A 13,672-nucleotide genomic window follows, 5' to 3' on the forward strand; every position below is an offset into this window, starting at 1 on the left:
GGCCTTCGGTGAACTCTCTCATTCCGCTGCTCGTGGCGGCTCCGCTGGCCGGTGCCGCCCTGCTGCTGCTCGGCGGCCCGGCACTGGACCGGTTCGGCCACTGGCTGGCCACCGCACTCGCGGCGCTCTCGTTCGGCTTCGGCCTGGCGCTGTTCTCGGACATGCTCGGCCGTGGCGCCGAGCACCGGGCGGTCGGCCAGCACCTGTTCAGCTGGATCCCGGTGAACGGATTCCAGGCCGACGTCTCGTTCCGGCTCGACCAGCTGTCGATGACGTTCGTCCTGCTGATCACCGGCGTCGGCACGCTGATCCACCTCTACTCGGTCGGCTACATGGCGCACGACGAGCGCCGCCGCCGCTTCTTCGCGTACCTGAACCTGTTCCTGGCCGCCATGCTGCTGCTGGTGGTCGCGGACAACTACCTCCTGCTGTACGTCGGTTGGGAGGGCGTCGGCCTCGCCTCGTACCTGCTGATCGGGTTCTGGCAGCACAAGCCGAGCGCGGCGACGGCCGCGAAGAAGGCGTTCATCGTCAACCGCGTCGGCGACATGGGCCTGTCCATCGCGATCATGCTGATGTTCGTCGAGTTCGGCTCCTTCGCCTTCGACCCGGTCTTCGGCGGGGCGAGCCGGGCGAGCGAGGGCAGGCTGACGGCGATCGGCCTGATGCTGCTGCTGGCGGCCTGCGGCAAGTCGGCGCAGGTGCCGCTGCAGTCCTGGCTCGGGGACGCGATGGAGGGCCCGACCCCGGTCTCGGCCCTGATCCACGCGGCCACCATGGTGACCGCCGGCGTCTACCTGATCACCCGCTCCGCCGCGATCTTCAACCTGGCGCCGGACGCGCAGACCGCCGTCGTGGTGGTCGGCGCGGTCACGCTGCTGTTCGGTGCGATCGTCGGGTGCGCGAAGGACGACATCAAGAAGGCGCTGGCCGGCTCGACCATGTCGCAGATCGGCTACATGATCCTGGTGGCGGGCCTCGGCCCGATCGGCTACGCGTTCGCGATCATGCACCTGGTGACGCACGGCTTCTTCAAGGCCGGGCTGTTCCTCGGCGCCGGATCGGTCATGCACGGCATGAACGACGAGGTGAGCATGCGTCACTACGGCGGCCTGCGGAAGTACATGCCGGTCACCTTCGTCACCTTCGGCCTCGGCTACCTGGCCATCATCGGCTTCCCGGGCCTGTCCGGCTTCTTCTCCAAGGACAAGATCATCGAGGCGGCGTTCGCCAAGGGCGGCACCGAGGGCTGGATCCTCGGCCTGTGCGCCCTCGTCGGCACGACCGTCACCGCGTTCTACATGACGCGCGTGATGCTGCTGACCTTCTTCGGCGAGAAGCGCTGGCAGCCGGACGCCGAGGGCAACGCCCCGCACCCGCACGAGTCGCCGAAGACCATGACCATCCCGATGATCCTGCTGGCCATCGGCTCGGTGTTCGCGGGCGGGCTGTTCGCGCTCAACGACTCGTTCCTGACCTGGCTGGAGCCGGTCACCGGCCACGCCGAGGGCAACTCGCCGCTCGCCCCGCTGACCGTCACCCTGCTCACCACGGCCTGCATGCTGGCCGGTGTCGGCCTCTCGTACGTGATGTACGGGCGCTCCGCCGTCCCCGTGGTGCCGCCGGTCGGCTCCCCGCTCACCAGGGCCGCCCGCCGCGACCTGCTCCAGGACGAGTTCAACCACGCCGCCCTGGTCCGCCCCGGCTCGGCGCTCACCGCGACGCTGGTCTACTTCGACAGCCGCGGCCTGGACGGCTTCGTCAACGGCCTGGCCGCCACCATCGGCGGCGTCTCCAGCCGGCTGCGGCGGGTCCAGAACGGCTTCGTCCGCTCGTACGCGCTCTCCATGTTCGGCGGCACGCTGCTGCTGGTCGCCACGACTCTCCTGATGAGGTCCTTCTGATGGATAGGGAATTCCACACTTGTCGGGGAGGTAAGGCATGAGCGAGCGCAGCGAGCTCATCATCGAAAGGTGCGCGTGGGCGAATGCCCCTGCCGAGCGAAGCGAGGTGGGAGCATGAGTGCCCTGCTGACCGCCACCTGTGCCGTCCCGGCGGCCGGCGCGGTGCTGACCGCCGCCCTGCCCGCCGGGTCCACCGAGGCCCGGCGGTCGACCACCAAGGCCGTCGCGCTGGGCGTCTCGGCCGTCACCCTGGCCCTGGCCGCCGCCGTGGCCGCGCAGTTCGACCCGCACGGCGACCGCTACCAGCTGACCGAGTCGTACAGCTGGATCCGCTCCTTCGGCATCACCTTCTCGCTCGGCGTGGACGGCATCGGCGCCGTGCTGGCCCTGCTCACCGCCGTGCTGGTGCCGATCGTCATGCTGGCCTCCTGGCACGACGCCGACCCGGGCCCCGCCGCACCCGCCGCACCCGCCACGCCCGACGCCCCCGACGGCACGTTCGAGAACAGGCGCCGCACCCAGGGCTTCTTCGCCCTGATCCTGGCGGTGGAGGCGATGGTGGTCGTCGCCTTCTACGCCACCGACATCTTCGTGTTCTACGTGTTCTTCGAAGCCATGCTGATCCCGATGTACTTCCTGATCGGCGGCTTCGGCGACCGGGCCGGCGGCCCCGAGTCGGCGCGCCAGCGCTCCTACGCGGCCGTCAAGTTCCTGCTGTACAACCTGCTCGGCGGCCTGGTCATGCTGGCCGCCGTGATCGGCCTGTACGTGATCGCGCAGGACCAGGGCTTCGCCACCTTCGACCTGCCGACGCTCAGCTCGGCGATCGCGGACGGCAAGCTGCAGTTCAGCGGCACCGCCTCGAAGGCGCTGTTCCTGGGCTTCTTCTTCGCCTTCGCGGTGAAGGCCCCGCTGTGGCCGCTGCACACCTGGCTGCCGAACGCGATGGGCGAGGCCACGGCCGGCACCGCCGTCCTGATCACCGCCGTGGTGGACAAGGTCGGCACCTTCGCGATGCTGCGCTTCTGCCTCGGGCTGTTCCCGGACGCGTCGAAGACCTTCGCCCCGGCGATCCTGGTGCTGTCGGTGATCGGGATCATCTACGGCGCGCTGCTGGCGGTCGGCCAGAAGGACATCAAGCGGCTGGTCGCGTACGCCTCGATCTCGCACTTCGGTTTCATCATCATGGGCATCTTCGCGCTGACCAGCCAGGGCCAGAGCGGCGCGACCCTCTACATGGTGAACCACGGCATCTCCACCGCCGCGTGGATGCTGGTGGCCGGCTTCCTGATCTCGCGCCGCGGCTCGCGGCTGATCGCCGACTACGGCGGCGTGCAGAAGGTCGCCCCGGTGCTCGCCGGGACGTTCCTGGTCGGCAGCCTGGCCACCCTGTCGCTGCCGGGGCTCGCCCCGTTCGTCAGCGAGTTCCTGGTGCTGGTGGGCACGTTCACCCGCTACCCGGCGATCGGCATCGTCGCGACCTTCGGCATCGTGCTGGCCGCGCTGTACGCGCTGCTGCTGTACCAGCGCACGATGACCGGCCCGGTGAAGGCCGAGGTGACCGGCATGCCGGACCTGAAGGTCCGCGAACTGGCCGTCGTCGCCCCGCTGGTGGCGCTGACCATCCTGCTGGGCGTCTACCCGAAGCCGATCACCGACATCGTCAACCCGGCGGTGAACGCGACGCTCTCGCAGGTTCACCGGACCGACCCGGCGCCGGCCCACCCGGTCGCCGCCACCTCAGGAGGTGAGCAGAAGTGAGCACCACCGGCATGCTCGCCGCCGCCGGCGGCAGCACCCCCAGCATCCCGGCGCCGCACATCGAGTACGGCCAACTCTCCCCGATGCTGGTGGTGTTCGGCGCCGCCGTGGCCGGCGTCCTGGTGGAGGCCTTCGTGCCCCGCCGGTTCCGGTACTGGTCGCAGGTGACGCTGGCCCTGATCGGGCTGGCCGGCGCGTTCGTCGCCGTGGTGGTCCTCGCCGCGCAGGGCCGCGGGACCACCCGCATGGACCTGCTCGCCATGGAGTCGGTGGCGATGGACGGCCCGGCGCTGTTCCTGCAGGGCGTGATCCTGCTGGCCGCCGTGGTGGCCGTGCTGACGTACGCCGAGCGGCGCCTGGAGCCGAAGGCGAGCAGCCTGCCGGCCGACGCGTTCGCCGCGCAGGCCTCCGCCACCCCGGGCGGCGAGCAGGAGCGCGCCGCGGTGCGGGCGGGCTTCGGCACCACCGAGGTCTTCCCGCTGACGATGTTCGCGGTCGGCGGCATGCTGCTCTTCCCGGCGGCCAACGACCTGCTGACGATGTTCGTGGCGCTGGAGGTCTTCTCGCTGCCGCTGTACCTGCTGTGCGCGCTGGCCCGGCGCCGCCGGCTGCTCTCTCAGGAGGCGGCGGTCAAATACTTCCTGCTCGGCGCCTTCTCCTCGGCGTTCTTCCTGTTCGGCACGGCGCTGCTGTACGGGTACGCGGGCAGCGTGAAGCTCGGCGACATCGCGGACGTCATCTCCGGCAAGGCGATGATGACCCCGGCGCTGCTGAGCACCACCCGGACGGATGCGCTGCTCCTGACGGGCCTGGCGATGCTGGCCGTGGGCCTGCTCTTCAAGGTCGGCGCGGTGCCGTTCCACGCCTGGATCCCGGACGTCTACCAGGGCGCGCCGACCCCGGTGACCGGGTTCATGGCGGCGGCGACGAAGGTCGCGGCGTTCGGGGCGTTCCTGCGGCTGTTCTACGTCGCGTTCCCGGGCCTGCGGCTGGACTGGCGGCCGGTCATGTGGGGCGTCGCGATCCTCACCATGGTGGTCGGCGCGGTGCTGGCGGTGACGCAGCAGGACGTGAAGCGGCTGCTCGCCTACTCCTCGATCGCGCACGCCGGGTTCATCCTCACCGGCGTGATCGCCGTCAACAAGCAGGGCCTCGGCTCGGTGCTGTTCTACCTGCTGGCGTACTCCTTCGTGACGCTCGGCGCGTTCGCCGTGGTGACGCTGGTGCGCGACTCCAAGGGCGAGGCGACGCACCTGTCCAGCTGGGCCGGGCTGGGCCGGCGCTCGCCGCTGGTGGCGGCGGTGTTCGCGCTGTTCCTGCTGGCCTTCGCGGGCATCCCGCTGACCTCCGGGTTCACCGGGAAGTTCGCGGTGTTCCAGGCGGCGGCGGCCGGCGGCGCGATCCCGCTGGTGATCGTCGGTGTGCTGAGCTCGGCGGTGGCCGCGTTCTTCTACATCCGGGTCATCGTGCTGATGTTCTTCTCGGACCCGAAGCCGGGCGGCCCGACGGTCGCGATCCCGAGCGCCTTCACGGCGACGGCGATCGGGGCCGGCGTGCTGGTCACGCTGGTTCTCGGGCTGCTGCCGCAGTACTTCCTGGACCTGGCGTCGAAGGCCGCGCTCTTCGTCCGCTGACTCCGGGTGAGCCCTGCTCCGTCCGGGCCGCGCCTGCCGGGCGCGGCCCGGACGCGCATTTCCCGGCCGGTTCCGGCCTTTATTTCCAGCCGAATTCGAACCCGCCGCCACAGTGCTCCCACAACCGCTCTGACCTGGGGCTCCGGCCCGATCATGACAGGATCCGCACGCCCGTGCAGTGATCCACTCGTGACCGGATACCCTGCCTGTATGGCCAGCGGCGGCACTCAGGGACCAGGCCGCTAGAACGACCAGGGACAGAGGAGTGGTCTTCGTGACCGTCGTGGGACCCTTCGGGCTCAGCGTGCAGGACCGCGACCTGACCCGTGACGTCCAGGCCGGACTGGACGCGGTGGAGGCGGCGCTCTCCGAAGCCGTCAAGAGCGACGTCCCCTTCATCACCGTCACCGCCCGTCACCTCATCGAGGCCGGCGGCAAGCGCTTCCGCCCGCTGCTCCTCCTGCTCGCCGCCCAGTTCGGCGACTCCGGCGCGCCCGGCGTGGTGCCGTCCGCGGTGGTCGTCGAGCTGACCCACCTGGCCACCCTGTACCACGACGACGTCATGGACGAGGCCCCGGTGCGCCGCGGCGCCCCCAGCGCCAACTCGCGCTGGGACAACTCGGTGGCCATCCTCACCGGCGACTTCCTCTTCTCCCGCGCCTCCCAGGTGCTCGCCGACCTCGGCCCGGAGGCCGTCCGGCTGCAGGCCGACGCCTTCGAGCGGCTGGTCACCGGCCAGATCCTGGAGACCCAGGGCCCCGGCCCGGACGGCGACCCGCTGCACCACTACCTCGACGTGCTGGCCGGCAAGACCGGATCGCTGATCGCCGCCTCCTGCAAGATAGGAGCACTGATGGCCGGCGCCGAGCCGCGGATGGTGGACACCCTCAGCGAGTTCGGCGAGCGGATCGGCATCGCCTTCCAGCTGGCCGACGACGTGCTCGACATCGCCAGCGACGGCGACGAGTCCGGCAAGACCCCCGGTACCGACCTGCGCGAGGGCGTGCCCACCCTGCCGACCCTGCTGCTCCAGCAGATGCCGGCCGACCCGGCCGACCCGGAGGACACCCGGCTGCGCGAGCTGCTCACCCTGGACCTCGCCGACGACGAGCTGCACGCCGAGGCGCTGCGGCTGCTGCGCCGCCACCCGGCGCTGGAGCGGGCCCGCCGGGAGACCCTGCGGCAGGCCGAGGACGCCCGCGCGCTGCTCGCGCCGCTGCCGGACTGCCCGGCCAAGGAGGCCCTGCAGGCGCTCTGCGACTCGGTGGCGATCCGCACCATGTGACCCGGCCGGCGGCCGGGCGGGAGTTCGAAGGCGAAACCCTTGCCCGGTCCGCCCGGCACGCCACTGCCCGGATAGGGAAGACTGGCCCCGTCAGCTCACCCCTGCCGGGAAGGTCGCCATGCGCCGCGTCGTCATCGCCGAGGACTCCGTACTGCTGCGGGAGGGTCTGACCCGGCTGCTCACCGACCGCGGCCTGGAGGTCGTGGCGGGGGTCGGGGACGGCGACGCGCTGCTGAAGGCCGTCCACGACCTGGCCGACGCCGGCGAGCTGCCGGATGTCGTGGTGTCCGACGTCCGGATGCCCCCCTCGCACACCGACGAGGGGCTGCGCGCCTGCGTCGAGCTGCGCGGCCGCTACCCGGGACTGGGCGTGCTGGTGCTGTCGCAGTTCGTGGAGGAACGCTACGCCTCCGAACTCCTGGCCGGTTCCACCCGGGGCGTCGGCTACCTGCTGAAGGACCGGGTCGCCGAGGTGCGCGAGTTCGCCGACGCGGTGATCCGGGTCGCCGAGGGCGGCACCGCGCTGGACCCGGAGGTGGTGCAGCAGTTGCTCAGCCGCAGCCGCAAGGGTGACGTGCTGGCCAACCTGACCCCGCGCGAGCGCGAGGTGCTGGGGCTGATGGCGGAGGGCCGGACCAACGCCGCGATCGCCAAGCAGCTGGTGGTGTCGGACGGCGCGGTGGAGAAGCACGTGAGCAACATCTTCCTCAAGCTCGGCCTGGCCCAGAGCCCGGAGGACCACCGCCGGGTGTTGGCGGTGCTCACCTACATCAACTCGTAGGGCTCGGCTGCGTCAACTCGTAGGGCCCGAACGGGCTCCTGTGGAATGATCTCCGGCCTCCGGGCGTTGAAGATCGTGTGCGGAGCGGGCAATGGGTTCGTGGTGTCCCGCCACGTGGGATTTCCGTCCCGGGCCGGTTAAGCGCGCATAGGATGCCAGAGGTGCACCAGGCGGACGGGGCACACGGCCACGCCCGCGGCTGGCGTGCCCACGAGGAGGTCCGCGGCAGTGACCAGTCAGGTCGATCAGTCAGAGGCAGTGGACGGCTCGGACGGCGACGAGGGTCGTTCCGGGCCCGGTGAAGGCCGCTCCGGTCCGACCGCGCCGGCCGGTCCCACCGGTCCCGACGCTCCGCAGCCCGGGCGCGTCAAGCCGATCCGCCGCCTGGACCGGGTGATCATCCGGTTCGCCGGCGACTCCGGTGACGGGATGCAGCTCACCGGTGACCGCTTCACGTCCGAGACGGCGTCCTTCGGCAACGACCTGTCCACCCTGCCGAACTTCCCGGCCGAGATCCGGGCCCCCGCCGGCACCCTGCCGGGCGTCTCGTCCTTCCAGCTGCACTTCGCCGACCACGACATCCTGACCCCCGGCGACGCCCCGAACGTCCTGGTCGCGATGAACCCGGCCGCCCTCAAGGCGAACGTGCCGGACCTGCCGCGCGGCGCCGAGATCATCGTCAACACCGACGAGTTCACCAAGCGCGCCCTCGCCAAGGTCGGCTACGCCGCCGACCCGCTCGCCGACGGCTCGCTGGAGGCCTACCACCTGCACAAGGTGCCGCTGACCACGCTGACCCTGGAGGCGCTGAAGGACAGCGGCCTGGCCCGCAAGGACGCCGAGCGGGCGAAGAACATGTTCGCCCTGGGCCTGCTGTCCTGGATGTACCACCGGCCCACCCACGGCACCGAGACCTTCCTGCGCGGCAAGTTCGCGAAGAAGCCGCAGATCGCCGAGGCCAACATCATCGCCTTCCGGGCGGGCTGGAACTTCGGCGAGACCACCGAGTCCTTCGCCGTCTCCTACGAGGTGGCCCCGGCGAAGCTCCCGGCCGGGCGCTACCGCAACATCTCCGGCAACCTGGCGCTCTCCTACGGCCTGATCGCCGCCTCCAGGCGCTCCGGGCTGCCGCTCTACCTCGGCTCGTACCCGATCACCCCCGCCTCGGACATCCTGCACGAGCTGAGCAAGCACAAGAACTTCGGCGTGCGCACCTTCCAGGCCGAGGACGAGATCGCCGGCATCGGCGCCGCCCTGGGCGCGGCCTTCGGCGGCGCGCTGGGCGTGACGACCACCTCCGGCCCGGGCATCGCGCTCAAGAGCGAGACCATCGGCCTGGCCGTCTCGCTCGAACTCCCGCTGCTGATCGTGGACATCCAGCGCGGCGGCCCGTCCACCGGCCTGCCGACCAAGACCGAGCAGGCCGACCTGCTGCAGGCGATGTTCGGCCGCAACGGCGAGGCCCCGGTGCCGATCGTCGCCCCCGCCACGCCCGCCGAGTGCTTCGACGCGGCGCTGGAGGCGGCCCGGATCGCGGTCACCTACCGCACCCCGGTGTTCCTGCTCTCGGACGGCTACCTGGCCAACGGCTCGGAGCCGTGGCGGATCCCCGAGGTCGGTGAACTCCCGGCCATCGACCCGGACTTCGCGGCCGGCCCGAACCGCGAGGACGGCGCCTTCTGGCCCTACCAGCGCGACCCGCAGACCCTCGCCCGCCCCTGGGCGCTGCCCGGCACCCCCGGCCTGGAGCACCGGATCGGCGGGATCGAGAAGCAGGACGGCACGGGCAACATCTCCTACGACCCGGCCAACCACGACTTCATGGTCCGCACCCGGCAGGCCAAGGTGGACGGCATCACCGTCCCGCCGGTCGAGGTGGACGACCCGAGCGGGGAGGCCCGCGTGCTGGTGCTCGGCTGGGGCTCGACGTACGGTCCGATCACCGCGGCCGTGCGGCGGGTCCGGGCGGACGGCGGCGAGATCGCCCAGGCCCACCTGCGCCACCTGAACCCGTTCCCGGCCAACCTGGGCACGGTGCTGAGGAGTTACGACAAGGTCATCGTCCCCGAGATGAACCTCGGCCAGCTGGCGCTGCTGGTGCGCGCCAAGTACCTGGTGGACGCGGAGTCCTACAACCAGGTGCGCGGGCTGCCGTTCAAGGCGGCGCAGCTGGCGGACGTGTTGTGGGCGGCGATCGGCACCCTGGACGAGGAGGACCACCGATGAATGAGCAGTTCCCCTCGCTGAGCCTGGTGCCGAAGGCGGACGCGCCGCAGAGCGCCAAGGAGTTCAAGACGGACCAGGAGGTGCGCTGGTGCCCCGGGTGCGGGGACTACGCGATCCTGGCGGCGGTGCAGTCGTTCATGCCGGAGCTGGGGATCAAGCGGGAGAACACCGTCTTCGTCTCCGGGATCGGCTGTTCCTCGCGCTTCCCGTACTACATGAACACCTATGGCGTGCACTCGATCCACGGCCGGGCGCCGGCGATCGCGACCGGGCTGGCGTCCTCGCGGCAGGACCTGAGCGTGTGGGTGGTGACGGGTGACGGCGACGCGCTGTCGATCGGCGGCAATCATCTGATCCACGCGCTGCGCCGGAACGTCAATCTGAAGATCCTGCTGTTCAACAACCGGATCTACGGCCTCACCAAGGGCCAGTACTCGCCGACCAGTGAGCTCGGCAAGATCACCAAGTCCACGCCGATGGGCTCGCTGGACGCTCCGTTCAACCCGCTCTCGCTGGCGATCGGCGCGGAGGCCTCCTTCGTCGCCCGGACCATCGACTCCGACCGGCAGCACCTGCAGTCGGTGCTGCGGGCGGCGGCGCAGCACGAGGGCACGGCGCTGGTGGAGATCTACCAGAACTGCAACATCTTCAACGACGGCGCCTTCGAGGTGCTGAAGGAGCCCGGCACCCGGGACGAGGCGCTGATCCGGCTGGAGCACGGGCAGCCGGTGCGCTTCGGCGCGGACGGCGGCAACGGCGTCTTCCGCGGCCCGGACGGCGAGCTGTTCACGGCGGCGGTGACGCCGGAGAACGAGGCCGCGCTGCTGGTCCACGACGCCCACGCGGCGAGCCCGGCGACGGCGTTCGCGCTCTCCCGGATCGCCGACGCCGACACCCTGCACCACACCCCGATCGGCGTGCTGCGGGACGTGAAGCGGCCGGTGTACGACGAGTTGATGGCAAGTCAGCTGGCCACCGCGGCGGCCCACCGGGGCCCGGGCGACCTGGCGACGCTGCTGGCGGGCAACGACACCTGGACGGTCGACTGACCGTCCCGGTGCAGGCGGCGCCCCCTCGGTCTCACGGCCGCCGAGGGGGCGCCCTTGTTCCGCCCTACTGCTTGGCCCACTCGACCAGTTCGATCACGACCCCGTTCGGGTCGGTGACCTGGAACAGCTTCTCGCCCCACGGCTCCTCGCGCAGCGGCATGGTGATCTCCACGCCCTCGCCGCGCAGCCGCTTCTCCTCGCCGGCCAGGTCGTCGACGACGAACACCAGGATGACCCCGGCCGCGGTGTCGTGGCGGTAGCTCTCGGGCAGCACCTCGATGCCGCGCCGCAGGTAGACGACGTCGACCCCGCCGCCGTCGTGCTTGAGCGAGACGAAGCCGTCGGCGGACATCTCCTCGGCGTACCCGAAGTGCCGCCGGAGGAAGGCGGCGGACGTGGTGACGTCCTCGACGGTCAGCGCGAGGGTGGAAGCGGTGATCTGCATGGCGGCAGTCCTCTCGTCGGCAAGCGCGCACGGTTATCCCGTACGCAGTACACTATACATAGTACGGAGAAATGCGCGAGGGCGTGGAAAAGCCGCAGGGAGGTTCCCGGAGCGGGAACCTCCCTGCGGCTCAGGAGGGTGGGGCGGGCGTCAGTGTCAGTAGACGCAGGGGATGCCGCCGTCGGACGTGGCGTCGACCCCGGGGCCCTGCATGGGGACGTTGGCGGCCGGGTCGGACGCGGCCGGGGCGGGGGCCGGGGCGCCGGCCTTGTCGCCGGCCGGGGCGGTGAAGCCGGTGCCGAGGGTGACGGTGACGTGGTCGGCCGTCGAGGAGGCGGACTCGGTGGCGGTCACGCCGTAGCGGGCGGCGATCTGGTCGGCGGCCTCCTTGGCCCCCTTGCCGTAGACCACGGTGGTGGTCTTCGGCTTGGTGGCCGCGGGGCCGGTCTTGCCCTCCTTGAAGCCCATCGCCACGAGCGCCTTGGCCTCGGAGGCGCCGGCGCCCTTGACGGAGGAGGCGTCGTAGACGTTCACCGTGGCGGGGGCGGCGGCCTTGGCCGGGGTGGTCGGCGCCTCGGCGGGCGTCGGCTGGGCGGGGGCCGGCGTGTCGGTGGCCGCGTCGGCCGGGGCCGGTGCCGCGGCGGCGTCGGCGTAGCCGAACACCTGCTTGACGATCTTCTGGACCTTCGACGGGGTGACGAGGTTGACGTCCTGGCCGTTCTTCTTGCCGAAGCCGTCGAAGGTCAGGGTGTTGAACTCGACGTTGCCGCCGGTCAGGGCCGGGGCCTGCTGGGCGAAGTCGAGGACCTTCCACTGGTTGTCGATGACGAGGTCCTTCTGCACCACGCCCATCAGGCCCCGCATCTTGCCGATGTCGCTCATGATGCCGTCCTGCTTGAGCTTGTGGACGACGGAGGAGATGAAGGCCTGCTGGCGGTGGGTGCGGGCGAAGTCGCCGGTGTTCCCGTCGGGGCCGTCCAGGTTGTGGCGCTGGCGGACGAAGGAGAGCGCCTGGGAGGCGTTGAGCTTGTTGATGCCCTTGTGGAAGTCGGCACCGGAGCCCTGGCCCTCCATGGCCGGGTCCTTGGTGTCGTGGGTGAGGCAGACCTCGATCGGCTCGACCTGCTTGGCGATGTCGTAGAAGCCCATCAGGTTGACCTCGGCGATGTGGTCGATCGGCTGGTCCACGAAGGTCTGTACGGTCCGGATGGTCGCCGCGCGCCCGGCGTCGCGGCCGGCCTTCTCCAGGTCCGCGCCCTTCAGCCCCTTGGCCTGGAGGCCCGGCGTCACCTTCTCCTTGGCGATGCCGTAGGCCTCCTTGATCTTGTGCTCGCCCTGCTTGGAGCCGTCCCCGTTGTACGTCATGACGTAGTCGTCACGGGGTATGGAGATGGCCTGCACCTTGCCGCCGTTGGCGGGGATGTGCAGCAGGATCAGGCTGTTGGTGTTGTAGCCGCCGACGTCGGAGCTGTGGCCGGCGTGCAGCTCGTCCTGGACGAAGGCCGGGTCGAGGTCGCTGCCGTCCATGTTCTTGCGGCTGTCGAGGCCGATCAGCAGCAGGTTGACCGAGTTGTCCAGGTGCTTCGGCGCGTCCTTCTTCGTCTCCGCGATGGCGTTGGACGTCGTCATCCCGTCGGTGAGGGACGTGTACTCGTACCAGACCACCCCGCTGGAGACGAACACCGCCAGCGCCAGCGAGCACGCGATCGTCCGGCCTGCGATGAGCAGTGGGGAGCGACGGCGGGCCGGGGCCGGCGCGGACGCGGACTGGCCGCCGTTGCCGGCGCGACGGGCGGCGGCGCGGCCGCCTTCCTGGTTCTCAGCCATGGTGCTTCCTCCCGTCCAGGATCACCCGGACCACGATCACCAGCACGGCCGCCCCTGCAGCTGCAGCCATGACGGGAAAGCCGTGGACGACCCACTTCGCGGAGCCGGTCGCCAGGGCCTTCCCCTTGTACATGTCACCGTTGGCCAGCAGCTCTGCGCCGGCCGTCACCCCGAGGACGAGCAGCGGCGAGGCGCAGAGCACCCACCACCAGCCCCTGCGGGTGCTGAGCATGGCTGCCAGGCCCGTCCCGAGGACGGCGCCGGCCGCGAACGCGAATCCCATGCCCGGGCCGGAGAGCTCGTCGATCCCCGCGCCCACCGCGGGCAGCCCGATCGCGAGGACAGCGGGCAGGACGGGGCCGCCGGGAAGGCTTCGCGCGGGGGCCGGGGTTCTCCGGGCCGCCTGCTGCTCCGTCTCCTGGTTGGAGGACGTCCGTCCTCGTCGTCCTGCCACGCACTTCACCCCTCTCCGACGTCCGTGCGCCGCGGCGGCGCCTTCGTCCGCTCCCTTGCGGGACGGCGCCGTGGTCGCTGCCGAGGTGGACGTCGGCGTTCGGCCGGCCGGTTCCCGCTGTCGGTCGGGGGCAGGCTCGCATCCAGGTTGCTCTACATGGGTGTAGAGATCGTGCGCAGCATATAGCACCAATGTTCGGCGTCGGCTGCGGGATCTTGGGCCCGTTCGTCGCCATGGCGGGCCGCTCTGCCCCAGGCCGGATGCACGATATGTGCCCGGCCGATTGTGGCGGATGAGAAGGCAGTG

10 protein-coding genes are annotated in these 13,672 nt (G+C 70.9%); 7 read left to right on the top strand and 3 right to left on the bottom strand.

The genetic code is table 11. The features are described 5' to 3' along the window. Window positions 1–8 precede the first annotated feature (8 nt). The 7 genes from nuoL to KV557_RS16080 all read left to right on the top strand — a co-directional run bounded on the left by nuoL (window position 9) and on the right by KV557_RS16080 (window position 10,640). Entirely contained in the window at window positions 9–1,904 is a 1,896-nt protein-coding gene (nuoL, locus tag KV557_RS16050; RefSeq protein WP_218200715.1) for an NADH-quinone oxidoreductase subunit L, read from the top strand. A gap of 114 nt (window positions 1,905–2,018) precedes the next feature. Then, window positions 2,019–3,665, top strand: coding sequence for an NADH-quinone oxidoreductase subunit M (locus tag KV557_RS16055; RefSeq protein WP_218200717.1), 1,647 nt, complete (start codon window positions 2,019–2,021; stop codon window positions 3,663–3,665). An 11-nt stretch (window positions 3,666–3,676) separates the two neighbouring features. Continuing rightward, complete coding sequence (nuoN, locus tag KV557_RS16060) at window positions 3,677–5,299, top strand: NADH-quinone oxidoreductase subunit NuoN (protein ID WP_218200928.1); 1,623 nt, start codon at window positions 3,677–3,679, stop codon at window positions 5,297–5,299. A 274-nt stretch (window positions 5,300–5,573) separates the two neighbouring features. Beyond that, window positions 5,574–6,584, top strand: coding sequence for a polyprenyl synthetase family protein (locus KV557_RS16065; protein ID WP_218200719.1), 1,011 nt, complete (start codon window positions 5,574–5,576; stop codon window positions 6,582–6,584). A 118-nt stretch (window positions 6,585–6,702) separates the two neighbouring features. Next, window positions 6,703–7,365, top strand: a complete 663-nt coding sequence (locus tag KV557_RS16070; protein WP_218200721.1) for a response regulator transcription factor — start codon at window positions 6,703–6,705, stop codon at window positions 7,363–7,365. Window positions 7,366–7,593: 228 nt separating this feature from the next. After that, complete coding sequence (locus KV557_RS16075; protein ID WP_218200723.1) at window positions 7,594–9,591, top strand: 2-oxoacid:acceptor oxidoreductase subunit alpha; 1,998 nt, start codon at window positions 7,594–7,596, stop codon at window positions 9,589–9,591. After that, complete coding sequence (locus KV557_RS16080) at window positions 9,588–10,640, top strand: 2-oxoacid:ferredoxin oxidoreductase subunit beta (RefSeq protein WP_218200725.1); 1,053 nt, start codon at window positions 9,588–9,590, stop codon at window positions 10,638–10,640. The genes KV557_RS16075 and KV557_RS16080 overlap by 4 nt, the downstream gene beginning before the upstream one ends. 64 nt (window positions 10,641–10,704) lie before the next feature. Here the strand turns inward: KV557_RS16080 and KV557_RS16085 are convergent, their stop codons facing one another. The 3 genes from KV557_RS16085 to KV557_RS16095 all read right to left on the bottom strand — a co-directional run bounded on the left by KV557_RS16085 (window position 10,705) and on the right by KV557_RS16095 (window position 13,366). Beyond that, on the bottom strand, window positions 10,705–11,085 hold the full coding sequence (locus tag KV557_RS16085) for a VOC family protein (protein ID WP_218200728.1): 381 nt from the start codon (window positions 11,083–11,085) through the stop codon (window positions 10,705–10,707). Between the two features lie 156 nt (window positions 11,086–11,241). Next, window positions 11,242–12,912: an LCP family protein gene (locus tag KV557_RS16090; RefSeq protein ID WP_218200730.1), complete on the bottom strand. Its 1,671-nt coding sequence runs from the start codon at window positions 12,910–12,912 to the stop codon at window positions 11,242–11,244. Continuing rightward, complete coding sequence (locus KV557_RS16095) at window positions 12,905–13,366, bottom strand: DUF6542 domain-containing protein (protein ID WP_218200732.1); 462 nt, start codon at window positions 13,364–13,366, stop codon at window positions 12,905–12,907. The genes KV557_RS16090 and KV557_RS16095 overlap by 8 nt, the downstream gene beginning before the upstream one ends. Window positions 13,367–13,672: the final 306 nt, after the last annotated feature.

The organism is Kitasatospora aureofaciens (assembly GCF_019192735.1).
Taxonomy (GTDB): Bacteria; Actinomycetota; Actinomycetes; order Streptomycetales; family Streptomycetaceae; genus Kitasatospora; species Kitasatospora aureofaciens_A.

Bases quoted from the DNA above. Each gene is read 5' to 3' on its own strand.
- KV557_RS16055 (WP_218200717.1), top strand. From the start codon at position 2,019: ATGAGTGCCCTGCTGACCGCCACCTGTGCCGTCCCGGCGGCCGGCGCG.
- KV557_RS16070 (WP_218200721.1), top strand. From the start codon at position 6,703: ATGCGCCGCGTCGTCATCGCCGAGGACTCCGTACTGCTGCGGGAGGGT.
- KV557_RS16085 (WP_218200728.1), bottom strand. From the start codon at position 11,085: ATGCAGATCACCGCTTCCACCCTCGCGCTGACCGTCGAGGACGTCACC.
- KV557_RS16090 (WP_218200730.1), bottom strand. From the start codon at position 12,912: ATGGCTGAGAACCAGGAAGGCGGCCGCGCCGCCGCCCGTCGCGCCGGC.
- nuoN (WP_218200928.1), top strand. From the start codon at position 3,677: ATGCTCGCCGCCGCCGGCGGCAGCACCCCCAGCATCCCGGCGCCGCAC.
- KV557_RS16080 (WP_218200725.1), top strand. From the start codon at position 9,588: ATGAATGAGCAGTTCCCCTCGCTGAGCCTGGTGCCGAAGGCGGACGCG.